This is a genomic window from Maritimibacter sp. HL-12, assembly GCF_900177545.1.
Classification (GTDB): domain Bacteria; phylum Pseudomonadota; class Alphaproteobacteria; order Rhodobacterales; family Rhodobacteraceae; genus Sinisalibacter.
Genome location: NZ_FXBQ01000001.1, coordinates 1553959 through 1578520, shown reverse-complemented (window position 1 = coordinate 1578520; position 24562 = coordinate 1553959). Strand labels below are relative to the sequence as shown.

The window sequence follows — 24562 nt, the reverse complement described above, 5'->3', positions numbered from 1 at the left end:
GAGCCTGAAATCAGGCTCCGGCCTCCTCTTCAGTTTCGCTCTCTTCGCTCGCTTCTTCCTCTTCCACGAGGTCGGCCGGATCAACCCAGCCAAGCAGAACACGGGCAGTCATCACGAAGTTCTGGGCTTCTTCCAGGCTTACCTCGAATTTTTCAAGCAGGCCTTCGTCCTTGACGCGCTCGCCGTCAACGGTGGTCCAGCCACCGGCAAGCTCCCAGTCGGCGCAGGTTGCGAAATCTTCGAGCGTGAGCACGCCGTCTTCCGCCAATGCCTCGATCATCTGGGGCGTAAGGCCCTCGAAATTGACCAGGCTATCTTCGACGCCGAGTTCGCGTGCGTGTTCGAGCGCCTTGCGGTTCTGCTCTTCCAGAACATCGCGGGCCCGGGCCTGAAGCTCGTTGGCGGTATCTTCGTCGACACCGTCGATCACCAGAAGCTCGTCAACATCGACATAGGCAACTTCCTCAAGTGAGGTGAAGCCTTCCGAGACGAGAAGCTGGGCGAAGAACTCGTCGAGATCCAGCGTGTCCATGAACAGCTTTGTGCGCTCGGCAAATTCGGCCTGACGCCGCGCGCTTTCTTCTTCCTCGGTAAGTATGTCGATATCGAGCGCTGTCAACTGGCTGGCCAGTCGCACGTTCTGACCACGCCGGCCAATCGCGAGGGAAAGTTGCTCGTCGGGCACAACCACCTCGATCTTCCCGGCGTCTTCGTCGAGAACAACCTTGGAAACCTCGGCAGGCTGAAGCGCGTTGACGAGGAAGGTGGGGACGTCCTCGTTCCACGGGATGATGTCGATCTTCTCGCCCTGAAGCTCGTTCACCACCGCCTGAACCCGGCTGCCGCGCATGCCGACGCAGGCACCGACAGGGTCGATCGAGCTGTCGTAGCTTACCACGGCGATCTTGGCGCGGCTCCCGGGATCGCGGGCCACGGCCTTGATCTCGATGATGCCATCGTAGATTTCCGGCACTTCCATCTTGAACAATTCCGCCATGAACTCGGGCGCGGTGCGGCTGAGGAAGATCTGCGGTCCACGGGTTTCGCGGCGCACATCCTTGACGAAGCAGCGGATGCGGTCGTTCGGGCGGTAGCTCTCACGGCCGATCTTCTCGTTGCGGCGCAGGATCGCTTCCCCAGCACCCACATCGACGATGATGTTGCCGTATTCCTCGCGCTTGACCACGCCGTTGATGATCGTGCCGGCGCGATCCTTGAACTCTTCGTATTGCCGATCCCGCTCGGCCTCGCGCACCTTCTGCAGGATCACCTGCTTGGCGCTCTGGGCGGCGATCCGGCCCATCTCGACGGGCGGCACTTCTTCGACGATGGTGTCGCCGACCTTCGGATCGTCGAGGTATTGCCTGGCCTGCTCCACGGTCAGCTCGGACTGGTAGTTCTCCAGATCCTCGTCGGCGACGACGGTGCGCACCCGGGTGAAGGTCGCCCGGCCGGTCTTGCGGTCGATCGACACGCGAATGTCCATCTCCGCGCCGTAGCGGCTCTTGGCAGCCCGCGCGAGGCTCTCTTCCATCGCCTCGATCACGAGGCCGGGTTCGATCATCTTTTCGCGCGCCACAGCTTCGGCGGTTTGCAGAAGCTCAAGCTGGTTGGCAGAGGTGATTGCCATGGGTCAGTCCTCCTCAGAACTGTCGGTCAGGATTTCATCATAGAGCGTTTCGTCGATTTCGCTCGCGTGTTTGCGCTGGCGCAGGGTTTCGCGGATCAGCTCATCGGTGAGCAGGAGCTTGGCTTCGGCCAGAAGATCGAAGGTCAGCCCGATGGTGACCGGCTCGCCGTTTTCTTCGATCTCGATCAGAACCTCGTCGCCCTCGGTGCCCGCCAGGATGCCCTTGAACCGCTTGCGCCCATCAATGAGTTCGCTGGTTTCGATCCGGGCAACGTAGCCGTTCCAGGTGTCGAAGTCCTTCAACCGGGTCAGCGGCCGATCAATGCCCGGGCTGGAAACTTCGAGTGTGTAATTGTCGGTGATCGGGTCTTCCACGTCGAGCACGGCACCCAGCGCGGTGGTGATCTCGGCCAGATCATCGACCTCGATGCCGCCTTCGGGCTTCTCGGCCATGATCTGCAGTATCGGCGTGTTGCCGCCCATCAGGCGCAGACGCACCAATTCGAAGCCCATCCCCTCGATGACGGGACGGACGATCTCGGCCAGCCTCTGGTCGATGGTGGTTTTGGCAACCAGGTCGGTCACGGTGTCTCCAAGCACAAAAAAACGGGCGCGCGGCCCGTCGATTTCTCCCGGTGGAGCCTCGGGTTTGGAAGCCGAAGCGCCGCTGTTGAGGGGGATATAGGGTGGTTGCGATGAGTCTGCAAGGGAAATGCTAAACACCCAGCGTTTCCCGCTGCCGCGCCAGCTTGTCCATGGTGCGCACAAGCTCCGCCGCGATCCCCGGCTCGGACACGGCATGGCCGGATTTGGAGATCATGCGCAGGTCGCTCGAAGGCCAGGCCTTGTGCAGGGCCCATGCCGAAGCGGGGGGGCAGATCATGTCGTGACGACCCTGCACGATGGTGCCGGGAATATGGGCGATCCGCGGCATGTTGGGGAGGATCTGCTGGGAGTCGTCGAGGAAAGCCGCGTTGATGAAATAGTGGTTCTCGATCCGCGAGAACGCCAGCGCGTAGTCGGCCGGGCTGTCGATGATCGCGCCGTCGTTGTCGATCGAGGCAAGGGCGTTCTCCCATGCCGCCCATGACTTGGCGTGCGTGATCTGCTCGGCGCGGTCTCGCGAAAACAGCCGCTTGTTGTAGGCGCCGATCAGATCGTCCTGTTCGTCCAGCGGGATAGGATCGATGAAACGCTCCCACAGGTCGGGCCAGAATCGACCCGCGCCGCCGCCGTAGAACCAGTCAAGCTCTGCCCGGGTGGCGAGAAAGACCCCGCGCAGCACCAGCCAGGCGACACGGGCAGGATACGCCTGCCCGTAGACCAGCGCCAGCGTGGCACCCCAGCTTCCGCCGAAAACGATCCAGCGATCGATGCCGAGCGTAACGCGGATATGTTCGATATCGCGCAGGAGATGCCAGGTTGTATTGGCCTTGACCGAGGCATGGGGGCGCGAGCGTCCGCAGCCGCGTTGATCGAACAGGATCACGCGGAACTTGTCAGGATCGAAGAATCGGCGCATCGCGGGCGAGCATCCGCCGCCCGGACCGCCATGAAACACGACCACGGGTATCCCATCGGGACGACCGACTTCCTCGACGTAGAGCGTGTGCCCGTCGCCGACCTCTAGCATATGGCGGCGGAACGGCTCCCGGCCGGGGTAGAGCGCACCTGCGGTGTTTTTTCCTGCGGCGATGTTCATGCGAAACCTATATAACGCGGCCGAGACGACCGCCACGAGAAAGGGAAACCCATGGCAGACGCGCAATCAACCGTCGATCCGAGCGAGGTCGCCAAATTCGAGGCAATGGCAGCGGAATGGTGGGACCCGACCGGCAAATTCAAACCGCTTCACATGATGAACCCGGTCCGGCTCGACTACATCACCAGCCAGATCGCCGCCGAGTTCAGCCGTGACCTGACCGACAATCTCCCGTTCAAGGGCCTGCGCATTCTCGATATCGGCTGCGGCGGCGGGCTGCTGTCGGAACCGATGGCGCGGCTCGGAGCCGAGGTTGTCGGTGCCGATGCAGCCGAGCGCAATATTCCGGTGGCGCAGGTTCATGCCGAGCAATCGGGGCTCAAGATCGACTACCGGCACACAACCGCGGAGGCGATGGCGGAGGCGGGCGAACAATTCGACGCCATGCTCAACATGGAAGTGGTCGAGCACGTGGCAAGCCCGATCGATTACCTCACCGCCTGCCACAACCTGCTCAGGCCCGGCGGGTTGATGATCGCCTCCACGATCAACCGCAATCCCAAGAGCTACATGGTGGCGATCGTCGGAGCGGAGCGGGTCATGCGCTGGCTGCCGGTCGGCACGCATGACTGGCGCAAGTTCATCACCCCGGCCGAGCTTGAAGAGCTAATCACCCGTGCCGGGCTCAGGCCGGTCGACAAGAAGGGTTTCGTATTCAACCCGATCACCTGGACCTGGTCGATCTCATCGCGCGATCTGAGCGTCAACTATGTGACCGCCAGTGTCCGTCCAGCGTGAATCACGCTGGAATAGAGCCTCTTTCAGGCTTGCTCATCAAAACGCGCGCGGATTTCTCTCAGCACCGGGAGTGCGGCGCGCACCTTGTCGGGGCCGATCTTCTCGACCACGTCGGCAATGATCGGGGAGATCGCTGAAAGCGCGGTCTCGCGCGCCTTTCGGCCCGCCGGGCTGATGGTGACGATCTTGCGCCGGGCATCGTCCCAGTCGGGGTGAATATGCACATGCCCCGCCCATTCGAGCTTGCCAAGCGTGTTGGTCATCGCACCGCGTGTCACGTGGAACGTCCGGGCAAGCTGGCCCGGGCTTTTCGGCTCGGCAACGTTGGCAAGATGGTTCAGCACCGAGAAATGGCTGAGTTCCATGCCCTTTGGCAGCGCCTTTGACAGCGCCGTTCGCGCAAGTTGATCGGCCATGAACATCTCGCTGAACAGCGCAACCGAGAGGCTTTCGGCATGGTCTGACATTCAGGGCCCTTCAAATTCCCGGTCGTGATCGAGCGACGGGATACGTTTGCGCGCATGTTCCACGTCCGAGAGATCGAAATCAACCAGCGTGACGCCCGGTTCGGTTCCGCCATCGGCAAGCACTTCGCCCCAGGGCGAGATCGCGAGCGAATGACCGTGCGTTGCACGTTTGGGTCCATGGTTGCCGGTTTGCGCCGGCGCCAGAATGAAACACCCCGTTTCGATGGCCCGGGCGCGCAGCAGGCTTTCCCAATGTGCGGCACCGGTCACTTGCGAAAAAGCCGACGGGACGGTGAGGATGTCTGCGCCCGCCTGCGCCAATCGGCGGTAGAGATGCGGAAAGCGCAGATCGTAACAGATCGTGAGGCCGATCCGGGCAAAAGGCGCTTCGGCGACAACAGCACGCCCCCCGGGACGATAGCCCGCGCTCTCGCGGTAGCGTTCGGTCGACGATATTTCCACATCGAACATGTGAATCTTGTCGTACCGGGCGGCGATATCGCCAGTCGGCGAGATCAGGAACGACCGATTGGCGAAACGTCCATCGTGATCATCTGTCTTGAGCGCCAGTGAGCCGATCAGGAGCCAGATGCCAAGAGACCCGGCTTCATGGCGCAACGCGGCAAGCGTTCCGTCCTGCTCCTCCGGCACCAGAACGCTTGCCTGATACCCGCGGTCTGCCGACACGATGTTTGTTACTTCCGGGGTCAGAACGAATTCCGCCCCGCGAGCGGCGGCCTCACGAATGAACGATACGGACGTCGGCAGGTTTTCTGCCGGATCGGCCCTCGAGGTAAGCTGAATGAGCCCCGCGCGCATCAACCCTGAAGCAGCGGATCTAGCTTGCCCCTCATGTCGAGGTCGTGCATGTCGTCAAAGCCGCCAACGTGAACCTCGCCGATCCAGATTTGCGGGACGGTATGGCGCCCCGATTTCTGCATCATTTCCTGACGAAGCTCGGGGTGATGGCTTACGTCGATCTCATTGAATTCGACGCCTTTCTTGTTGAGAAGCCGCTTGGCGGCAATGCAAAAGCCGCAATAGGGCGTGGTGTAGATCGTAACTGGTTGCATCTCGATTTCCCTGGTTGCGCGAGGATCGCGCCGTTGCAGAGCAATCTAGGCATCCTTCACCGTGCGCGCCAGTGTCAGCGTTGCGACATCCTCGGCCCCGGCCGCTAGGCAGGCATCGGCGGCGGCGGCAAGCGTGGCGCCCGAGGTCATCACGTCGTCGATCAGAACGACGCGCCGATCCTTCAGGATCGCCCCGCGTCTCGGGTGCGGTCGAATGGCATCACGCACATTGGCAAAGCGCCCGTCCAGCCCTTTGCCTTCCTGCTTTTCGGTTCGGTGCGGGCGCGTCAGGGCAGTTGGGGCAAACCCAAGCCCGGTCTGGCGCGCAATCGCCCGGGCCAGTTCGGACGCCTGGTTGTAGCGGCGGCTGAAAACGCGCGTCCAATGCGCCGGGATGGAGACCAGCAGCGCATCGCCCGCAAGGATCTCGCGCCCTGCCCGAACCATCCAGAACGCCGCCGAGGGCACGAGATCGAGCCTGTCGGACAGCTTGATCTGCAAAACGATACGCCTGGCATTGCCGGTGTAGATCAGCGCCGCGCGCCCGCGCGACCATGGCCGGGCAATCTTCATGCAATCGTCGCAAAGATCCGACTCGCCGTCACTCTCGCCGGGCAGGGGTGCACCGCAACGATCGCAGATATGGCCGGTTATGAAGGGTGTCTGAGCCCAGCACTTTCCACACAAACCGTGGTCGTCGGCAATGGTTTCGCCGCAACTCACACACTGCGGCGGGTAGAGGATTGCGAGGGGCGATTGCATTTCGGCCTTGTCCTTCTATGGTCCGCGCCATGGCCAAACTCGTCGACCCCGACCGCTTGAAACTGATCCGTGCCCGCGCGCGGCCCGAGGGCATGTTTCTCCACGAGATCGCGGCGCACGAGGTGAAGGATCGCCTTGAATTGGTTAACAGAAGGTTTATGCGCCCGGCCGTTGTGACCGGTTTTCCGGATCCGTGGCGCGCGGCCTTTCCCGACGCGCGGATCGTGCCGGATAACGAGGTGCTCGCGCTGGAACCCGGTGCACATGACGCGGTGATCCACGGGCTTTCCCTGCATTGGTCCAATGATCCGGTTACGCAGGTCTTTCAATGCCATCAGGCCTTGGAACCTGACGGGCTGTTCATCGGGGCAACCTTCGGCGGACAGACCCTCCATGAACTTCGCACGGCCTTGGCGGAAGCCGAGGTCGGGCTCACCGGGGGGCTTTCCCCGCGCGTGCTTCCAATGGGCGAGATCCGTGACCTGGCGCAAATATTGCAGATCGCCGGTCTTGCCTTGCCGGTGGCCGACACCCTCTCGCAAGTGGTTTCCTACCTTGATGCCCGGGCGCTGATGCGTGATCTGCGCGCCATGGGCGAGGGCAACGCGCTGGCGGTTCGGGCGGAGAAAACGCCTCGCGCGCTGTTTCGGCGCGCAGCGGAGATCTACGCGGCCAACTTTGGCGACGACGGACGGGTGCGCGCCACTTTCGAGATGATCTTTCTTACCGGCTGGGCACCCCACGACAGCCAGCAGAAACCGCTCAAGCCCGGCTCCGCCACCACGCGGCTCGCCGATGCGCTCGGCACCAAGGAAACCGATTTGCCTGATTGACCGTAACCGCGAGGAGGTTATCACGGCCCGACCCAGCAGGAGAGCCAGGACATGCGCGACACCACCCATTTGCCCGCCGACCACCCGAAGGTTCCCGAGGAGAAAATCGGCGTGCTTATCGCCAATCTCGGAACGCCCGACAACTACGACTATTGGTCAATGCGCAGGTATCTGAGCGAATTCCTCTCGGACCAGCGGGTCATCGACTACCCGAAATGGAAATGGCAACCGATCCTTCAGGGCATCATCCTGTCGATCCGCCCGTTCCGGTCTGGGGCCAACTACAAGTCGATCTGGAACCACGAGCTTGGCGAGAGCCCGCTGATGACAATCACCAAGGCCCAGACCGCCAAGTTGCGCGAAGCGCTCCATGAGCGCTACGGCGACAAGGTGATGGTCGATTTCGCGATGCGCTATGGCAATCCCTCGACCAGGTCGAAAGTTGCGGAAATGGTCAAATCAGGGTGCACGAGGATCTTGTTCTTCCCGCTCTACCCGCAATATTCCGGGCCGACCACGGCCACCGCGAACGACCAGTTCTTTCGGGTGTTGATGGAAGAAACCTGGCAGCCAGCCGCGCGGACGGTGCCGGCCTATCACGATCGCGAAAGCTACATCGAGGCGCTGGCCCAGTCCGTGGAGCGGGTTTATCCGAGCGAAGCGGAAGCACCGGATGTTCTGGTCTGCTCCTACCACGGCGTTCCCAAGCGCTACCTGATGCAGGGCGATCCCTATCACTGCCATTGCCAGAAGACGACGCGCCTTCTTCGCGAGCGGCTCGGCTGGGCGAAGGACAGGGTTGTCACGACCTTCCAATCGAAGTTCGGGCCCGAGGAATGGCTCCAGCCCTACACCGTCGAAGAGGTGGCCCGGCTTGCCGAGGCAGGCAAGAAGCGAATTGCCGTGATCGCGCCCGCGTTTTCTTCTGATTGCATCGAGACGCTCGAAGAGATCAACGAGGAGATTCAGGAAAGCTTCACCGAGGCGGGCGGTGAGAGCTTCACCTATCTGCCTTGCCTCAACGACGACGAGGCGCATATCTCGATGATGGCGGAGATCGTGGAGGAAAACCTCGCGGGTTGGCTCGATTAGGGAGGAATAGAGACTGTTTTTCGGTTCAATCCCGGCCGTTTCGGCTTTTCTTCGCCAGAATGGCCCCCGGCCAAGGTTGTCGCCGCTAGCCTGCCAAGCCATATAGCGGGGAGCATTCAAGGAGGCGATATGGCTGAAAAGGATTTCCCCGGCTGGCACGGCACCACGATTATCGGGGTTAAAAAGGGCGGTCTCGTGGTTATCGCTGGCGACGGGCAGGTGAGCCTCGGCCAGACCGTGATCAAGGGCAGTGCCCGCAAGGTTCGACGTCTGACGCCTGGAGGGCACGAGATCGTTGCCGGCTTTGCCGGATCGACCGCCGATGCTTTCACGCTCCTTGAGCGCCTCGAGGCAAAGCTGGAAGCAACGCCCGGACAACTCGCCCGCGCCTGTGTCGAGCTGGCGAAAGACTGGCGCACAGACAAGTATCTTCAAAAACTTGAAGCCATGCTGATCGTCACCGATGGCGATGGCCTCTTTGTCGTTACCGGGGCGGGTGACGTGCTTGAACCCGAGCACGATGTTACCGCGATCGGATCGGGCGGAAACTATGCGCTGGCCGCTGCAAGGGCGCTGATGGAAAGCGACAAGACGGCCGAGGACATCGCCCGCATCGCCATGGGTATTGCCGCCGATATCTGTGTCTATACCAACGGAAATCTCACCGTGGAGACCATCTCGAAATGACCGATCTGACCCCGAGGGAAATCGTCTCCGAGCTCGATCGTTTCATCATCGGGCAAAAGGATGCCAAGCGTGCTGTTGCGGTTGCCTTGCGCAATCGTTGGCGGCGCAAGCAGCTTGGGCCCGAGTTGCGCGAGGAGGTCTACCCCAAGAACATCCTGATGATCGGGCCCACAGGGGTTGGCAAAACCGAAATCTCCCGTCGCCTCGCCCGGTTGGCGAAAGCGCCCTTCATCAAGGTCGAGGCTACGAAGTTTACCGAGGTTGGCTATGTCGGGCGCGATGTGGAACAGATCGTGCGCGATCTGGTCGATACCGCGATCATCCTGACGCGCGCGCAGATGCGCGAAGATGTGAAAGCTGCCGCCGAACGCAACGCCGAAGACCGCGTGATCGAGGCTATCGCAGGCAAGGACGCCCGGGAGCAGACCCGCGACATGTTTCGCAAGAAGCTGCTGGCCGGCGATCTTGACGACCGCGAGATCGAGGTGGATCTGCAGGAAAGTTCGAGCGGTGGAATGCCGATGCTCGATATCCCGGGGCAGCCCGGGATGGGTATGGGTGTCATGTCGCTCGGTGACATCTTCGGAAAGGCGTTTGGCGGGCGCACCGTGCGCCGAAAGATGACGGTTGCGGAAAGCCACGATATTCTCATTGCCGAGGAGGCCGACAAACTCCTCGATGACGAAACCGTCAACCGCGCCGCGCTCGAAGCCGTGGAGCAGAACGGCATCGTGTTTCTTGACGAGATCGACAAGGTTTGTGCCCGGGCCGAAGCGCGGGGCGGGGATGTGAGTCGCGAGGGCGTGCAGCGGGATCTCCTGCCGCTGATCGAAGGCACCACGGTAAGCACCAAGCATGGGCCGGTGAAAACCGACCATATCCTGTTCATCGCGTCGGGCGCGTTTCATACCGCCAAACCGTCGGACTTGCTGCCAGAGCTGCAGGGGCGGTTGCCGATCCGGGTGGAGCTTTCGGCGCTGACCGAACAGGACTTCGTGCGCATCCTGACCGAGACCGACAATGCGCTCACGCTGCAATACAGCGCCCTGATGGAAACCGAGGGGGTGGGGGTGAGATTTACCGACGACGGCATCGTGGCCCTCGCCGGTATTGCCGCGGAAGTGAACCAGAGCGTCGAGAACATCGGGGCGCGCAGGCTCTACACCGTGATGGAGCGCGTGTTCGAGGAACTGAGCTACACCGCGCCGGACCGGTCGGGCGAGGAAATCGTGGTGGACAAAGCCTTCGTGGAGGCCAATCTCGGCGAATTGATGCGCAGTGCCGATATCAGCCGGTATATGCTCTAGCGCAGCTTCGGATTCCGGCGTAGCGCTGCCGAAAAAGAACGGGATACCAGCCATGAATCGCCGCCGCTTCGGCCTTGCTCTCACGTCGACCCTCGCGCTTTCGGCCTGCGCCGGCGGCGCGCGCATGGTTTCGCTCGAAGACGTCAACACCGCGGGCGGCACGATCGCACCGATCCTCGTCGTCTCCAGCCGGAACCTGAAAGATGACGGATCGCTCGGGTCCGGACGCGGGGAAGGCCTTGCCTTCGGGCGTTACGATATCTCCGTGCCACCCGATCGCCGGGCGGGAAGCTTGAACCTGCCTTCGTTCAGAGCCAACCCCCGCAAGCATTTCGCAACCCTCAACAACGAGATCTTCCCCAACGAAGCCCTTTTCCGCAGTCAGCTCCGGGCCCAGTTGATGAGCCGCCCCGCCGGGCGCCGCCGGGCCGTGATCTTCGTGCATGGCTACAACACTGGTTACGAAGACGGGCTGTTCCGGTTCTCGCAGTTCTATACCGATGTCGGGCTGGACGACGTGCCGGTGCATTACTCATGGCCCAGCGCGGAAAAACTCTTGCGCTATGGTTATGACCGCGACTCGATGCTCTACGCCCGAGACGGTTTTCAGGCGACGATCCGTTCGGTGATTGCTGCCGGTGCCGAGGGTGTCTTGATCATCGGTCATTCGATGGGCTCGATGCTGATCATGGAAACCTTGCGCGAGTTCGCGATCGCCGGCGACACCGGGACGCGGGGCAAGATCGACGGTGTGATCCTCGTTTCGCCCGATATCGATATCGACGTGTTCCGGGCTCAGGTTCGCCGGATCGGGAATGTGCCGCAGCCCTTCGTGGTCTTTTCATCGAAGCGCGACAGGGTGTTGCGGTTTGCCGCTTCGGAAATTTACGGCAACACCCGGGTTGGCGCGCTCCGTCTGGAAGGAGAGCTTTCGGATCTGGATGTGAATGTTGTTGATGTGACGGATTTTTCCAGGGGCATATTGAACCACGATACCGCGATCACCTCGCCTGCCTTCCTGAAGATCATGAGCAACATGCGCGCCTTTACCGGCAGCTTCGGGCAGGGCGTGACGGATGCGATGAGCGAACAGCCCGACTCGATCATGTCGGTGCAGGATGCCGACACCATCGAAGTGGGCACCTTGGAAGACTAACGGTTGCGGCGCAGGTAAACGTAGTAGGCGCCGTGCCCGCCGTGCTTCACATGGGCGTCAGAAACCTGCAGGATGTGGGCCTTGAGCGGTGGCGTGTGCAGCCAGTGCGGAACCTGGTGACGCAAGACGCCATGGCGCTCCGGGATCGGGCCATGGTCGGCCCTGGTTTTCCCTTTCCCGGTAATCACGAGAACCAGCCGGCGATCCTCTGACACCGCATCAAGGATGAAACGGGTAAGGGCCGGATGGGCCTGGGCTGTGGTCATCCCGTGAAGGTCGATCCGTGCCTCGGGCGAGATCCGGCCACGTTTCATCTTGGCGAAACGTTTTCGATCCATTGCAACCGGCTGCTGCGCAAGCTGTTCCACGATCGGCCGTGCCAGATTATGCGCCGGGAAAGCGGCCTTTGCCGTTTCGCCAAGTCGAAATCGAGGCACCGGCGAAAAAGCTGGTTTCGGCGGGGTTAGAGACTGTTTTTCGGCCACCAAAGGACGTGTTGGGTAGAGCGGGACCGCGTGTTCCACGACCTTGGCCCAGAGATCAATCTCATCTTGCCGGATCTTGCGCGGCTTGCGGCGGGACAAGGGTCAACCCTCCGGCTTCAGCGCATAGGCGTGTTGGATCGGAAGCAAGACGACCATTCTGCCCGGATCACGAACCCGGCCCGCCTCCTCGCCCGCGTCGTCGCCGGTTCCGAAGAAAATATCCGCACGCTGCGCGCCCTTGATCCGCGATCCCGTATCCTGTGCGATCATCAGGCGGTTGAACGGCGCGTCACCCTGCTTTTCCATCCACACCGGGGCACCGAGGGGGGTGTATTCCGGATCGACAGCCAAGGTGCGATGTGCGGTGATCGAACGGTTCATCGCGCCAAGCGGTCCGCGGTCTGCGGGGACGTGGCCCACCTCCCGGAAGAACACGTAAGAAGAATTGTGGTGCAGCAGCTTTTCGCCCTCTACCGGGTTGCGACGCACCCAGGCGCGGATCACCGGGGCGGAAACCTGGTGCGGGTCATAGACCCCGCGGCGCACCAACTCGTCGCCGAGCGACCGGAAGGGGTGGCCGTTGTGTCCGGCGTAGCCAAGCCGAATGGCGGAGCCGTCGGGCAGCCGGATCCGTCCCGAGCCTTGGATCTGAAGGAACTGAAGCTCCACCGGGTCCTCGGCCCATGCGATTTCCAGACCGCGCCCATCGAGAACACGGTCGCGCTCGATGACCTCACGGGAATACCACTGGGCACCCGGCGGCACCTCGGGCGGCTTGCGATAAACCGGATACCTGTAGCGGGCGCTCCTTGTTCGGGAGCCACGGATCTCAGGCTCGTAATAAGCCGTGAACAGACCTGCCTTGCCGTCGTCAACGAGCACGGGGCGGAAGAACAGCTCGAAAAAACTCCGCGCCGGGCCTTCATGTGCGGCGGCGATGCTGCAAATCGGTTGCCATTGCGGATCGTTCAGGAGCGCGCAGGTTTCCTTGAAAACCGCGAGGGCTTCGACGTGGTTTTCGTCTTCCCAGCCCACCAGGTCGGAGAAATCGAGAATGCTGACCTCGGCTTCGTCCAGTCCGGCGATCGCTGTTCCGCTCAAACAGAACGCGAAACCAACCGTCAGACCAAGCCGGCGGAGCATGTTAGCCGCCGGTTGCGACGAGCAGCCAGTTCGGGTTGTCGGTTCCCATGACGCGCGCAAAGGTCCATGCATCTTTCTGACGCTTCACTTCCTTCGGGTTGCCCTCGACGATCTCGCCCGATTTATCGCGCACGACCGAGGTCAGCTCGCCAATGAAACGCACCGTGACCTCGCCCTCATTGGTGGTCGGATCAAACTCGGCGTCGAGGAGCTTCAACTCGCGCAAACCTACAAAATCGGCCTCGACCGTCAAACCCTTCCTCGCGCGCTCTTCAACGACAGCCGCAAAGGACTCGTAGACGTCATCGGCAAGAAACGGCCGGATCGTGGAAAGATCGCCGGCTTCAAACGCCATCAGGATCATCTCGTAGGCACCGCGCGCGCCGCTGAGAAACTCGCCGACATTGAAGCTCGGATCTGCCGCCTTCATCGCTGCGAGAGCCTTCGCGGCCTCGCTACCTTCGGGGACGTGATCGATGATATCGGCATCCGGGCCGCCCTCGATAACCTGGAACTGACCGCGCTTTTCCTCGCGGGGATCGGCCTTGCGCGTTACACTCGGCTTCTCGAAACCTTCGCGGGTGCCAAGCACGTCACGCAGCCGGAGAATGAGAAAGAGCGCGATGGCGGCGAGCACCAGAAGCTGGATCACGGGGGATGACATGAACACCTCGTTTCAATGCGCGGGTGGAATTTCTGCGCAGGTGGCACATATGTAGGCAAGCCGTGGGGGCAAGTCCACTCCACCGTTTCACCTTCAAGAGGTTGTCATGTTGCTTTTGGTCCTGTTCATCGTGGTTCCGCTGATCGAAATCGCCCTTTTCATTGAAATCGGTGGCGCGATCGGGCTGGGATGGACCCTTGCAATCGTGATCGCAACAGCGGTTCTGGGGTCCTGGCTCGTGAGGCAGCAGGGTGCCACGGCCCTGAACGATCTGCGCAGGTCTTTTGAATCGCTCGGTGATCCGACCGAACCGCTTGCCCACGGGGCGATGATTCTGTTTTCCGGCGCCCTGTTACTGACACCCGGTTTTTTCACTGATTTTCTGGGCTTCGCGCTTCTCCTGCCGCCTGTGCGCCGCTGGGTTTTTCGCAAGCTGCGCGCGCGGGTTCGGGTGCAGAGCTTCACCATGGGAGCCGAGACTCGGCGTGATCCCTTCCAGCCGGATGATCCCGGCGATGTGATCGACGGAGACTTCGAGGATGTCACCGGGCCCAAACGGCCAACTCATGAGCCAAGGCAAGGCCCGTCTGGCTGGACCAAGCATTGAGCCGCTCCGCATTGTCGGTTTCGCTGCTTCCTGCTAAGGAAGCCCGAAATTCGTGATTTCAGGAGATAATCATGGCCGATGAAGCCAACGCTACCGTCAATCCCGAAAGCCAGGCGCAGCAAAGCCCGGTGAAAATGCAGTCTCTCGCGCAGTTTATCCGGGATATGTCTTTCGAGAACATCCTCGCGCAGAAGGGCGCGCAAGGTGAGGTCAAGCCCGAGCTCTCGGTTGAGGTTTCGCTCGATGCAAAGAAGCGTACGGCCGAGAACCAGTATGAAGTGATCACCAAGTTCAAGGTCAACTCGACAAATCAGGGGTCTGGCGATCCGCTGTTCCTGCTCGAACTGGATTATGCCGGGATCTTCCATATCGAGAACGTGCCGGAAGCACAGCTTCACCCCTTTCTGTTGATCGAATGCCCGCGCCTCCTGTTCCCCTTCGTTCGCCGGATCGTCTCTGACGTGACCCGCGACGGCGGGTTTCCTCCGGTCAATCTCGACAGCGTGGATTTCCTCGCGCTCTACCGGCAGGAGATCGCCCGGCGAGCCGCCGCCGAAAAGGCCGAGACCCCGACTAACTGAGCGGAAACTTTTTCCAGATCGCGCCGTCGCCCAACGCCTCCACGAAGGCCGCATGGGCGGCGGCTTCCTCGTCGGTGATCCTCGGGCCGATCGGCGACGGTCGGGGATAGGGCCGCCAGGCTTCGGCCCCCGGAATGCGTTCGTTGCTTTGCGAAGGATCGTGCGCGAGCACCAGCCCGGGCTGGCGGCCACCAATCAGTTCGAGATAGACCTCCGCCAGAATCTCGCTGTCGAGCAATGCGCCGTGAAGCGTTCGGTGTGAATTGTCGATGTTGAAACGACGGCAAAGAGCGTCGAGCGACGCCGGGGAGCCGGGATACTTCTTGCGGGCAATATCAAGCGTGTCGATCGCGCGCTCCATCGGGATGATCGGGTGATTGCACCAGCCCAGTTCGGCATTCAGGAACGGCACGTCGAACTTCGCATTGTGAATCACCAGCGGCGCATCGCCGATAAATTCCAGGAAAGCCGCCGCAATATCACGAAACACCGGGTAATCGCGCAGGAACTCGGCGGACAGCCCATGAACCTCGAAGGCCGCTTGCGGCACGTCTCGCTCGGGGTTGATGTATTGATGAAAGGTGCGGCCCGTCGGCATGTGGTTGACCAACTCGACGGCGCCGATCTCGACCATCCGATCGCCTGTCTTCGGGTCGAATCCGGTGGTTTCGGTATCGAGGACGATCTCACGCATTGGTCATGTTTTCCCGGATGTTCTTGAGAACGGCGCGCACCTTTTCGCGCGCGGCCGCCAGTGAAGTGGTCTCGATCACGTAATCGGCGCGTTTGCGTTTTTCTTCGTCAGGCATCTGTTTGGCAAGAATGGTTTCAAAGGTGTGTTGATCCATGGTGCCGCGCTCGAGAACACGGGCTTTCTGCGTTTCGGGAGGGGCGCTCACTACGACAATGGCATCAACCTCATCCTCGGCACCGACCTCGAACAGAAGCGGCACGTCGATCACCACGATATCGGCATCCGCTGCCGAGATAAACCGGGCCCTGTCCTCGGCAACGAGGGGATGAACGATGGCTTCGATCCGGCGCAGCGCCGTGGGATCTTGCGCGATCCAATCCTTCAGGGCGCTCCTGTCCACTTCACCCCGGAGCACGGCTTCGGGACAAAGTGCGCCGAGCGGATCTATAGCCGGGCCGCCTTTTGCATAGAGACGGTGGACCGCGGCATCCGCATCCCAGACCGGGACGCCGGCATCAGCGAACAGCCGCGCCGTTGTCGTCTTGCCCATACCGATTGAGCCGGTGAGGCCGATCACGAAAGGCCGTTTCATCGTGCAAATGCCGCCGAAGTGACTTCGCGCGCTTGCGCATCGACTTCCGGGCGCGATCCGTACCAGCGCTCGAACGCCGGTGCTGCCTGGTAGAGAATCATGCCTACCCCATCGACCGGGTAGCATCCTGCGTCGATCGCTGCGCGCAGAAGCCGGGTTTCGGCGGGTGCCACCACGAGGTCACTGACGACAGCACCGGCTTGCAAAGCATCGAGGGGAACTCGAAGCTCCGGCTTTCCCAGAGATCCAAGCGGGGTGGCATTGACGATGGTGGTGGCGCCCTCAAGGATGTTTCCGGCCTTCATCCAATCGGTTACCGACAATCGCCCTCCGAACTCCGAACGCAGGGCTTCCGCCCTTGGGCGGGTCCGGTTGGCGATCCGGATTTGCTCGACGCCGACCTCCAGCAGGGCCGCCACCACTTCGCGCGCAGCCCGGCCCGCACCGATGATTGCGGCTGGTCCCGACTTCGGGTTCCATCCGGGTGCGCTCTGGCGGATATTCTCGATGAAGCCGTAACCATCCGTGTTATCGGCGTGAATCTTGCCGTCACGGCGAAAGATGATCGTGTTTGCGCCCGACATCAGCGCGGCCCGGTCGGTGATGATGTCGGCGTGGTCGAGCACCATTTTCTGGAAGGGCGGCGAAACGTTCAGCCCGACAAACCCGGCCTTCGGCAACACCTGAATGACCTCGCCAAGCGACTCCGGCTTGACGGTGAGGGGAACATAGCGCCCCGGGATCGCCTTTACAGTCAGCCAATGATCATAGAGCGCCGTGATCGGGCTGGGCTGATCCGGGCTCTGCAGGATCCCGGCGAGGGGAATGGGGCTGTTCGTCATATCTCCAGTTCGCCAGTCTCGATCAGGAATGACAAGAGCTCAGTGAGCGGTAACCCCAAAACGTGGAAATAGTCGCCGTCGATGCGCGAGAACAAGCGCACGCCTTCCTCCTCCAGCTTGTAGGCCCCGACGGCGTGGCGGACACTTTCCCAGTTTCGCTCGAGGTAGGATGAAACATAGGTGTCCGATAGCGGGCGCATGGTGAGCTGGACCACGCCAACATGCCGCCATTTCGGCTCCCCGTCGGCATAGAGCACGGCAGCCGAGAGCAGCTTGTGGGTTTGCCCCGAAAGCATGCGAAGCTGTTTTCCCGCGCTTTCTGGCGTTTCCGGTTTCGACAGGATCGCGCCTTTGAAGTCTGCAACCTGATCGCAGCCCAGAACCAGCGCGCCCGGATTGCCGCTCGAAATCCGCATCGCCTTGTATTCCGCAAGGGTATCGGCGACGTCTCGGGGGCTGGCAGATTCCGCCTCAAGGCTGGCCCTGATGGCACCTTCATCAATGCGCGCCGGTTTGATTTCGATATCGAGCCCCGCGTTGCGAAGCAATTGCCCCCGGATCTCGGAGGCGGAAGCCAGGATGAAGGGTTTCGGCATGTAGGCAACCTTGTGGATATGCGCGGTTTGTTCCCGTGCGGCGACAGCCAACACTTAGCCCGCCAACCGACCTTGTGGAAAGCCCGGTCATTCATACCGGCTTCGGCGGAGTTTCATGCACTGGGGATAGACTTGCTCGCAGCCCGGGAGGAATCGGTGCAACCCAAAGGTTGCCTCCTCTCAAATCAGGGACAATTTCCTTTATCCTATTGAAACATCAATGTTATTTTTCTTCGCGCAAATTCTTGAGCTGGCACGGGGGCCCGGTTTCAATTTGTATGAAATTGGGGATAACCCTGTAATCCACACGCTCCACAGGGCCTAAGAAAACAACAACTCTTTTCTTCTTATATTCTTTATTTAAGAAGGGAGGAGAGATCATCGCCCGGAAAGGCTGAGAACATGTTGGACTGGCTGTCGGGCTTCTACGTCTGGTCGAAATCGCTTCACGTCATCGCGGTGATCACATGGATGGCCGGCCTGTTCTATCTTCCACGGCTTTTCGTCTATCACGTCGAGCAGGTCGAACCCGGGTCGACCACGGATGTGATGTTTCAGACCATGGAACGCAGGTTGCTCAAGGCGATCATGAATCCGTCGATGATCGCGGCCTGGCTGTTTGGCCTGATGCTGGTCTTCACGCCCGGGATCGTCGATTGGACGGCGGTATGGCCCTATGCGAAGGGTGCATCGGTCGTGTTGATGACCTGGTTTCACATGTGGCTTGCGGCGCGGCGCAAGGAATTCGTCGCGGGAACGAATGCGCTGCCCGGCAAGCGGTACCGGATGATGAACGAGTTCCCGACGATCCTGATGCTGGTGATCGTTTTTGCGGTGATCGTGAAGTTCTGAGCCAGATTGACACCATCCCGTGACCGCACTATGTACCGCGCCAGACGGTCCGTCCGGCCCGTATGTTTCCCAATTCAATTCCGACCGCGCTCGATGCGCCGTCCATGGGTGTTCCAATGACCGAACGTTTGAATCTTTCTGATCTCAAGGCGCAGAGCCCGAAAGACCTTCTTGCGATGGCGGAGGATCTTGAGATCGAGAATGCCTCGACGATGCGCAAGGGCGAGATGATGTTCTCGATCCTCAAGGAACGCGCGGAAGACGGCTGGGAGATCGGCGGAGAAGGCGTGCTGGAGGTCTTGCAAGACGGGTTCGGGTTCCTGCGGTCGCCGGAAGCGAACTACCTGCCGGGTCCGGATGACATCTACATGTCGCCCGAGATGATCCGGAAGCATTCCCTGCGCACGGGCGATACCGTCGAAGGCGTGATTTCGTCGCCGGGGGAGAACGAGAACTATTTCGCGATCACGCACGTCGAGAAGATCAACTTCACCGATCCGGAAGTAGCGCGTCACAAGGTTGCATTCGATAACCTGACGCCGCTGCACCCGGATGAACGGTTCAAGATGGAAATCGAGGACCCGACGCTCAAGGACCGGTCGGCGAGGATCATCGACCTGGTCGCGCCAATCGGTAAAGGCCAGCGGTCGCTCATCGTTGCGCCGCCCCGGACGGGCAAGACCGTTCTTCTTCAGAATATCGCCCAGTCGATCGCAACGAATCACCCCGATTGCTACCTGATCGTTCTGCTGATCGACGAGCGGCCGGAAGAGGTCACCGACATGAAACGGTCGGTGAAAGGCGAAGTGGTTTCGTCGACTTTCGATGAACCGGCAACCCGGCACGTGGCGGTTGCGGAGATGGTGATCGAAAAGGCCAAGCGGCTGGTCGAGCACAAGCGAGATGTGGTGATCTTGCTGGATTCCATCACCCGCCTCGGGCGTGCCTACAACACCGTCGTACCGTCATCCGGCAAGGTTTTGACGGGCGGTGTCGATGCAAACGCATTGCAGCGGCCCAAGCGGTTTTTCGGCGCAGCGCGCAACATCGAGGAAGGCGGATCACTGACGATCATTGCCACGGCGCTGATTGATACCGGAAGCCGGATGGACGAGGTCATCTTCGAGGAATTCAAGGGCACCGGCAACAGCGAGCTCGTTCTGGATCGCAAAGTGTCGGACAAACGGATCTTCCCGGCGATCGACATCCTGAAATCGGGCACCCGGAAAGAGGAGCTGCTGGTCCTGCCGAAGGATCTGCAAAAGACCTACGTGCTGCGCCGGATCCTGAACCCGATGGGGACGACGGACGCCATCGAATTCCTGCTTTCAAAGCTGAAACAAACCAAGAGCAACGCAGAGTTCTTCGACTCGATGAACGCCTGATTTGCCCGACTCCAACGGTTTGGAGTGATGGATACAATTTTTGCATTGGCAACCGCTCGCGGAAAAGCGGGCGTTGCGATCATCCGGATTTCGGGTGCGGCCGCCTTCGATGCGGCTTCTGCACTTTGCGGAGACTTGCCGGAAAGCCGTGGCCTTCGCGTGCTCAGAAACGCGCTGGGCCAACCCATAGATCAGGCTTTCGTGCTTCGATTCGCGGAGAAGCACAGCTTCACCGGCGAAGCTGTCATCGAGCTCCATCTGCATGGGTCGCTTGCGGTTGTTGATGCCGTGCTCGATGCTTTGTCCGCGATGGAGGGGCTGCGTTTGGCCGAGCCGGGGGAATTTACCCGGCGGGCGTTGGAGAACGGCCAACTGGACTTGGCCCAGGTGGAAGGCCTGGCCGATCTCATCGATGCCGAGACCGAGGCGCAAAGGGCTCAGGCATACCGGGTTCTCTCCGGGGCGCTCGGGGAAAAGGCCGATGCCTGGCGCAGTGATCTGATCCGCGCGGCGGCTTTGCTGGAAGCCACCATAGATTTCGTGGATGAGGATGTGCCGGTCGATGTGGCACCTGAAGTTCTGTCATTGATTGACCGGGTTCTCGAATCGCTGGAACAAGAGAGAGCCGGAGTGGGGATCGCGGAACGCATTCGAGAGGGCTTTGAAGTGGCCATCGTCGGGCCTCCAAATGCTGGAAAGTCGACGTTGCTGAACGCATTGGCGGGGAGAGACGCCGCGATCACCTCGGAAAAGGCCGGAACGACGCGGGACGTCATCGAGGTTCGTATGAATCTTGGTGGTCTTCCGGTTACGGTTCTCGATACTGCCGGGTTGCGCAAGGCCGAGGATGAAATCGAAGGTATCGGGATCCAGCGTGCGGTTCAGCGGGCAGAGGCCGCAGACCTTCGCGTATTTCTCCTGGCGGACGGGTATTCCGGCGTTGGGCTTGCGCCGGAGCCGGAGGACATTCTGGTGCACGGCAAGGCTGATCTTGGCGCCGCGGGATTTGCGGTTTCCGGAAAGACGGGGGAGGGCATCGGTGTTCTCGTGGGCCGGATCCAGTCGGTGCTTGAGAAGCGCTCCGCCTTGGCAGGAACCGCAATCCGGACACGGCATGCGGCGGCAATCTCCCGCGCGGTTGGCGCTTTGGAGCGGGCGCGAATCGAGGTATCGCTGGGAGGCGAGAGATCCGAGCTCGCGGCCGAGGAATTGCGGTTTTCCGTCAGGGCTCTTGACTCGATTGTCGGTCGCATCGATGTGGAAAACATCCTCGACGAGATTTTTGCCAGCTTCTGTCTCGGCAAGTAGACGCGGTAGCAAGGAGTGTTTCACGTGAAACATCCAGACTTCGATGTGATTGTGGTTGGCGGTGGTCACGCCGGTGCCGAGGCGGCGCTGGCAGCGGCGCGCGTTGGCGCACGCACCGCGTTGATCACGCTGCGCGCTACCGATTTGGGCGTCATGTCATGCAACCCCGCAATCGGTGGGCTGGGAAAAGGCCATCTGGTGCGCGAGATCGACGCGCTTGATGGCGCGATGGCGCGGGTTGCCGATCAGGCGGGGATCCAATACCGCCTCTTGAATCGAAGCAAGGGCCCGGCCGTGCAGGGGCCGCGCGCCCAGGCAGATCGAAAATTGTATCGAGCCGCGATGGCGAACGAAATTCACCGGGCGGCTGGATTGGAATTGCTTGAGGGCGAGGTCCAGGAGCTTCTTTTTTCCGGGACGGCGGTGACTGGGATTCGGTTTGCGGATGGTGTGGAATTGGGGGCAAAGGCCGTAATCCTGACCACCGGAACGTTTCTTCGTGGGATCATTCATATCGGCGACCGGCAATCTGCCGGTGGACGGATGGGCGACCGACCCTCTGTACGCCTGGCCGAGCAGATAGACGACATCGGGTTGCCGCTTGGGCGGTTGAAGACCGGAACGCCGCCGCGACTGGACGGGAAAACAATCAACTGGGATGTGGTTGACTCCCAGCCCGGTGACGATGAGCCGGAAATGTTCTCGTTTTTGAACCAGCGTCCGGTGGCACGGCAAATCTCGTGCGGGATCACCCATACCAACGAAAAGACGCATGAGATCATCCAGAAGAACCTTGGGCGCTCCGCGATGTATGGCGGCCATATCGACGGCGTCGGGCCGCGCTATTGCCCTTCGATCGAAGACAAGGTGGTGAGGTTTTCCGAGAAATCCTCGCATCAGGTCTTTCTCGAACCCGAGGGGCTGGATGACGATACGGTCTATCCAAACGGGATCTCAACGTCGCTTCCGGAACAGGTTCAGGAAGACTACGTGCGTTCGATCAGGGGGCTGGAAGGCGCACGGATTCTGCAACCGGGCTATGCCATCGAATATGATTACGTGGACCCAAGGGCGCTGAGCCAGACCCTCGAGGTCAAGGCCGTTCCACAGCTGTTTTTTGCTGGCCAGATCAATGGAACAACCGGCTACGAGGAAGCTGCGGCGCAGGGAATGGTTGCGGGGCTTAATGCGGCGCAAAAGGCACTGGGGCGTGAGCCGGTGATCTTCAGCAGGATGATGTCCTATATCGGCGTGATGGTCGACGATCTTGTCACCCGCGGAGTCACGGAGCCCTACAGGATGTTCACGTCGCGCGCGGAATACCGGCTTTCCCTGCGCGCCGACAACGCCGACCAGAGGTTGACTCCGCTGGCGATATCGTTGGGTGCGATCTCGGACGACCGTCGCCAGTCATTCCTGAAGAAGATGGACCTCCTCGAGACGGCGAAGGGCGCCCTGGCGGCGCTCTCGTACTCGTCACGCGATGTGCGCGACTTGGGCGTGAATGTCAGCGATGACGGATCACGCCGCACCGGGTTCGAGGTGCTTTCTCTTCCGGGAATGACTTTCGACATGCTTGGTCTGGAGGATACGGATTTTCCGCCGACTCCGCCCGAGATACGGAGGCAGGTTGAAAAGGACGCGCTCTATGCGAACTACATCGCCAGGCAGAAAAAGGAAGTAGAGGCGCTTCAGCGCGATGAAGCGCAACGGATTCCGCCCGACTTCGACTATGAAAGCCTGAATGGCCTTACGCGGGAATTGAGCGGCAAGCTCACGCGCGTGCAGCCCGAAACCATTGCACATGCCGGTCGCATCGAGGGGATGACGCCCGCGGCATTGACCCTGATTCTTGCCAAGCTGAAGCAAATGGAACGGGCAAAATCTGCATGACCGAGGCGGGTGGTCCGGAACTTTTTGCAGATGTTTCACGTGAAACACGCGAGCGCCTGCATGTCTACGCCGCATTGCTTGAAAGATGGAACCCGAGGATCAACCTCGTATCCGCGTCGACGATCCCAATGCTCTGGACGCGCCACTTCCTTGATTCTGCGCAGATTCTCGACCTGACGGAAGATAACGTGAAGCTGTGGGCCGACTTGGGAACGGGCGGAGGCTTTCCGGGTTTGATCGTTGCGATCCTCGCCCGCGAAACGCGCCCGGATATGCAGGTGGTCTGCGTTGAAAGCGATCAACGAAAGGCGGCCTTTCTTAGAACGGTCACCCGGGAGACCGGGATTTCTGCACAGATCGTGGCGCAACGCATCGAAGATCTTGACCCACTTGGCGCCGACATTCTTTCAGCCCGGGCATTGGCCCCTTTACCAGCCCTGCTTGGCCATGCATCCCGCCATCTTGTTTCGGGCGGCCACGCGGTGTTCCTGAAAGGGGCCGGCTACCGAAAAGAAGTGAACGACGCCCTTGAAAGCTGGTCCTTCGAGTTGGATACATATCCGAGCCAAACTGATCCTGATGCAGTCATCCTAAAAATCGGAGATATCCGGCGTGTCTGACCCTTCCCGGCCCAAAGGCCCCAAGATTATTGCGATAACCAATCAGAAAGGAGGGGTTGGAAAGACGACGACCGCGATCAATCTCGGCGCCGCTCTGGCGGAAGAGGGCAAGGTCGTGCTTTTGGTGGATCTCGATCCGCAAGGAAACGCGTCGACCGGCCTCGGGGTTCATCGCGAGCAGCGAGGTCTTTCAACTTACGATCTTCTGCTGGAAGAGGTCCCCCTACAGGATGTCGTTCGAAAAACCGATCTTGAGAACCTGTTCATCGCGCCCGCAACCACCGATCTTTCCTCGGCCGATATTGAACTGGTTTCAAATGAAAAACGGATCTTTCTGCTCCACGATTCCCTTCGTGCGCCCCTGGTTGCGGATCTCGGGTATGACTACGTGCTGATTGATTGCCCGCCATCGTTGAACTTGCTTACGATCAACGCGATGGTCGCGGCGCACTCGGTTCTGGTCCCGCTCCAAAGTGAATTTTTCGCGCTGGAAGGCCTGTCGCAACTGATGCTGACAATTCGGGAAGTGCGACAAACCGCAAACAAGGAACTGCGGATCGAGGGCGTGGCCTTGACGATGTATGATGCACGCAACAACCTTTCCAAACAGGTTGAAGCAGATGCGCGTGAAAACCTGGGGGATTTGGTCTTTTCAACCGTCATCCCGAGAAATGTCCGGGTGAGTGAAGCGCCGTCCTTCGCGATGCCCGTATTGACCTATGACCCGTTGTCGAAAGGGACGACTGCCTATCGACACTTGGCTCGTGAGCTTATCGCGCGAAACTGAGGAGAT

The 24562-nt window shown here is 60.7% G+C and carries 28 protein-coding genes and 1 pseudogene; 14 read left to right on the top strand and 15 right to left on the bottom strand.

Features of this window, described 5'->3' with window-relative positions; translation table 11 throughout:
* Positions 1-10: 10 nt before the first annotated feature.
* From nusA to pip, 3 genes are all read right to left on the bottom strand, one after another.
* The gene (gene nusA, locus B9Y97_RS07830) at positions 11-1630 is read right to left on the bottom strand and encodes a transcription termination factor NusA (RefSeq protein WP_085526216.1); all 1620 of its coding nucleotides are present in this window, start codon (positions 1628-1630) and stop codon (positions 11-13) included.
* Between the two features lie 3 nt (positions 1631-1633).
* On the bottom strand, positions 1634-2215 hold the full coding sequence (gene rimP, locus B9Y97_RS07825; protein WP_254900876.1) for a ribosome maturation factor RimP: 582 nt from the start codon (positions 2213-2215) through the stop codon (positions 1634-1636).
* Between the two features lie 130 nt (positions 2216-2345).
* Positions 2346-3332, bottom strand: coding sequence for a prolyl aminopeptidase (gene pip, locus B9Y97_RS07820; RefSeq protein WP_085526214.1), 987 nt, complete (start codon positions 3330-3332; stop codon positions 2346-2348).
* A 51-nt stretch (positions 3333-3383) separates the two neighbouring features.
* Here pip and ubiG point away from each other — a divergent pair, with 51 nt between their 5' ends.
* The gene (gene ubiG, locus B9Y97_RS07815; protein WP_085526213.1) at positions 3384-4130 is read left to right on the top strand and encodes a bifunctional 2-polyprenyl-6-hydroxyphenol methylase/3-demethylubiquinol 3-O-methyltransferase UbiG; all 747 of its coding nucleotides are present in this window, start codon (positions 3384-3386) and stop codon (positions 4128-4130) included.
* Positions 4131-4153: 23 nt separating this feature from the next.
* Here the strand turns inward: ubiG and B9Y97_RS07810 are convergent, their stop codons facing one another.
* From B9Y97_RS07810 to B9Y97_RS18430, 5 genes and pseudogenes are all read right to left on the bottom strand, one after another.
* A complete protein-coding gene (locus tag B9Y97_RS07810) occupies positions 4154-4597 on the bottom strand; it encodes a MarR family winged helix-turn-helix transcriptional regulator (protein WP_085526212.1) in 444 nt (147 codons plus the stop codon).
* Positions 4598-5416: a carbon-nitrogen hydrolase family protein gene (locus B9Y97_RS07805; protein WP_085526211.1), complete on the bottom strand. Its 819-nt coding sequence runs from the start codon at positions 5414-5416 to the stop codon at positions 4598-4600.
* Positions 5416-5670, bottom strand: a complete 255-nt coding sequence (gene grxC / locus B9Y97_RS07800) for a glutaredoxin 3 (protein WP_085526210.1) — start codon at positions 5668-5670, stop codon at positions 5416-5418. Before grxC ends, B9Y97_RS07805 begins: the two co-directional genes overlap by 1 nt.
* Before the next feature lie 45 nt (positions 5671-5715).
* Positions 5716-6243, bottom strand: a complete 528-nt coding sequence (locus B9Y97_RS07795) for a ComF family protein (protein WP_369596657.1) — start codon at positions 6241-6243, stop codon at positions 5716-5718.
* Positions 6244-6252: 9 nt separating this feature from the next.
* Positions 6253-6432, bottom strand: a pseudogene (locus B9Y97_RS18430) (double zinc ribbon domain-containing protein); the annotation flags it as partial.
* 29 nt (positions 6433-6461) lie between these two features.
* Between B9Y97_RS18430 and B9Y97_RS07790 the strand changes: the two are divergent.
* From B9Y97_RS07790 to B9Y97_RS07770, 5 genes are all read left to right on the top strand, one after another.
* Positions 6462-7265, top strand: coding sequence for a methyltransferase domain-containing protein (locus B9Y97_RS07790; protein WP_085528166.1), 804 nt, complete (start codon positions 6462-6464; stop codon positions 7263-7265).
* A gap of 51 nt (positions 7266-7316) precedes the next feature.
* Positions 7317-8357, top strand: coding sequence for a ferrochelatase (gene hemH / locus B9Y97_RS07785; protein ID WP_085526208.1), 1041 nt, complete (start codon positions 7317-7319; stop codon positions 8355-8357).
* A gap of 129 nt (positions 8358-8486) precedes the next feature.
* Complete coding sequence (hslV, locus tag B9Y97_RS07780) at positions 8487-9044, top strand: ATP-dependent protease subunit HslV (protein ID WP_085526207.1); 558 nt, start codon at positions 8487-8489, stop codon at positions 9042-9044.
* Complete coding sequence (gene hslU, locus B9Y97_RS07775) at positions 9041-10351, top strand: ATP-dependent protease ATPase subunit HslU (RefSeq protein ID WP_085526206.1); 1311 nt, start codon at positions 9041-9043, stop codon at positions 10349-10351. The genes hslV and hslU overlap by 4 nt, the downstream gene beginning before the upstream one ends.
* 52 nt (positions 10352-10403) lie before the next feature.
* Positions 10404-11507 carry an alpha/beta hydrolase gene (locus B9Y97_RS07770; RefSeq protein ID WP_085526205.1) on the top strand — a complete coding sequence of 368 codons (1104 nt, stop codon included), beginning with the start codon at positions 10404-10406 and terminating at the stop codon, positions 11505-11507.
* Here B9Y97_RS07770 and B9Y97_RS07765 read toward each other — a convergent pair.
* From B9Y97_RS07765 to B9Y97_RS07755, 3 genes are read right to left on the bottom strand one after another with little or no spacing between them, the layout of a single operon-like run.
* Positions 11504-12091 carry a Smr/MutS family protein gene (locus B9Y97_RS07765; RefSeq protein WP_085526204.1) on the bottom strand — a complete coding sequence of 196 codons (588 nt, stop codon included), beginning with the start codon at positions 12089-12091 and terminating at the stop codon, positions 11504-11506. The genes B9Y97_RS07770 and B9Y97_RS07765 overlap by 4 nt on opposite strands.
* A 3-nt stretch (positions 12092-12094) precedes the next feature.
* Positions 12095-13093: a murein transglycosylase A gene (locus tag B9Y97_RS07760; protein ID WP_254900875.1), complete on the bottom strand. Its 999-nt coding sequence runs from the start codon at positions 13091-13093 to the stop codon at positions 12095-12097.
* Between the two features lie 43 nt (positions 13094-13136).
* Positions 13137-13799 (bottom strand): Tim44/TimA family putative adaptor protein, encoded by a 663-nt coding sequence (locus B9Y97_RS07755; protein ID WP_085526202.1) that lies wholly within the window; start codon positions 13797-13799, stop codon positions 13137-13139.
* 106 nt (positions 13800-13905) lie between these two features.
* Here B9Y97_RS07755 and B9Y97_RS07750 point away from each other — a divergent pair, with 106 nt between their 5' ends.
* Entirely contained in the window at positions 13906-14406 is a 501-nt protein-coding gene (locus B9Y97_RS07750; RefSeq protein WP_085526201.1) for an FxsA family protein, read from the top strand.
* Between the two features lie 71 nt (positions 14407-14477).
* Complete coding sequence (gene secB / locus B9Y97_RS07745; protein ID WP_085526200.1) at positions 14478-14987, top strand: protein-export chaperone SecB; 510 nt, start codon at positions 14478-14480, stop codon at positions 14985-14987.
* On the opposite strand, the gene dnaQ is transcribed toward secB, so the two are convergent.
* The 4 genes from dnaQ to B9Y97_RS07725 are packed head-to-tail and all read right to left on the bottom strand — an operon-like array spanning position 14980 to position 17711.
* Positions 14980-15681, bottom strand: coding sequence for a DNA polymerase III subunit epsilon (dnaQ, locus tag B9Y97_RS07740; RefSeq protein ID WP_085526199.1), 702 nt, complete (start codon positions 15679-15681; stop codon positions 14980-14982). The genes secB and dnaQ overlap by 8 nt on opposite strands.
* Entirely contained in the window at positions 15674-16273 is a 600-nt protein-coding gene (coaE, locus tag B9Y97_RS07735) for a dephospho-CoA kinase (RefSeq protein WP_085526198.1), read from the bottom strand. The genes dnaQ and coaE overlap by 8 nt, the downstream gene beginning before the upstream one ends.
* Positions 16270-17115 carry a shikimate dehydrogenase family protein gene (locus B9Y97_RS07730; protein ID WP_085526197.1) on the bottom strand — a complete coding sequence of 282 codons (846 nt, stop codon included), beginning with the start codon at positions 17113-17115 and terminating at the stop codon, positions 16270-16272. Before B9Y97_RS07730 ends, coaE begins: the two co-directional genes overlap by 4 nt.
* A complete protein-coding gene (locus B9Y97_RS07725) occupies positions 17112-17711 on the bottom strand; it encodes a Maf family protein (protein WP_085528165.1) in 600 nt (199 codons plus the stop codon). Before B9Y97_RS07725 ends, B9Y97_RS07730 begins: the two co-directional genes overlap by 4 nt.
* A gap of 402 nt (positions 17712-18113) precedes the next feature.
* On the opposite strand from B9Y97_RS07725, the gene B9Y97_RS07720 reads away from it, so the two are divergent.
* From B9Y97_RS07720 to B9Y97_RS07695, 6 genes are all read left to right on the top strand, one after another.
* Positions 18114-18563 carry a CopD family protein gene (locus tag B9Y97_RS07720; protein ID WP_085526196.1) on the top strand — a complete coding sequence of 150 codons (450 nt, stop codon included), beginning with the start codon at positions 18114-18116 and terminating at the stop codon, positions 18561-18563.
* Positions 18564-18679: 116 nt separating this feature from the next.
* Positions 18680-19948, top strand: a complete 1269-nt coding sequence (gene rho / locus B9Y97_RS07715; protein ID WP_085526195.1) for a transcription termination factor Rho — start codon at positions 18680-18682, stop codon at positions 19946-19948.
* A gap of 27 nt (positions 19949-19975) precedes the next feature.
* Complete coding sequence (gene mnmE / locus B9Y97_RS07710; RefSeq protein WP_085526194.1) at positions 19976-21256, top strand: tRNA uridine-5-carboxymethylaminomethyl(34) synthesis GTPase MnmE; 1281 nt, start codon at positions 19976-19978, stop codon at positions 21254-21256.
* A 15-nt stretch (positions 21257-21271) separates the two neighbouring features.
* Positions 21272-23149: a tRNA uridine-5-carboxymethylaminomethyl(34) synthesis enzyme MnmG gene (gene mnmG, locus B9Y97_RS07705; protein ID WP_085526193.1), complete on the top strand. Its 1878-nt coding sequence runs from the start codon at positions 21272-21274 to the stop codon at positions 23147-23149.
* Complete coding sequence (rsmG, locus tag B9Y97_RS07700; protein ID WP_085526192.1) at positions 23146-23769, top strand: 16S rRNA (guanine(527)-N(7))-methyltransferase RsmG; 624 nt, start codon at positions 23146-23148, stop codon at positions 23767-23769. The genes mnmG and rsmG overlap by 4 nt, the downstream gene beginning before the upstream one ends.
* On the top strand, positions 23762-24556 hold the full coding sequence (locus tag B9Y97_RS07695) for a ParA family protein (protein ID WP_085526191.1): 795 nt from the start codon (positions 23762-23764) through the stop codon (positions 24554-24556). The genes rsmG and B9Y97_RS07695 overlap by 8 nt, the downstream gene beginning before the upstream one ends.
* The last annotated feature ends 6 nt before the right edge of the window (positions 24557-24562 follow it).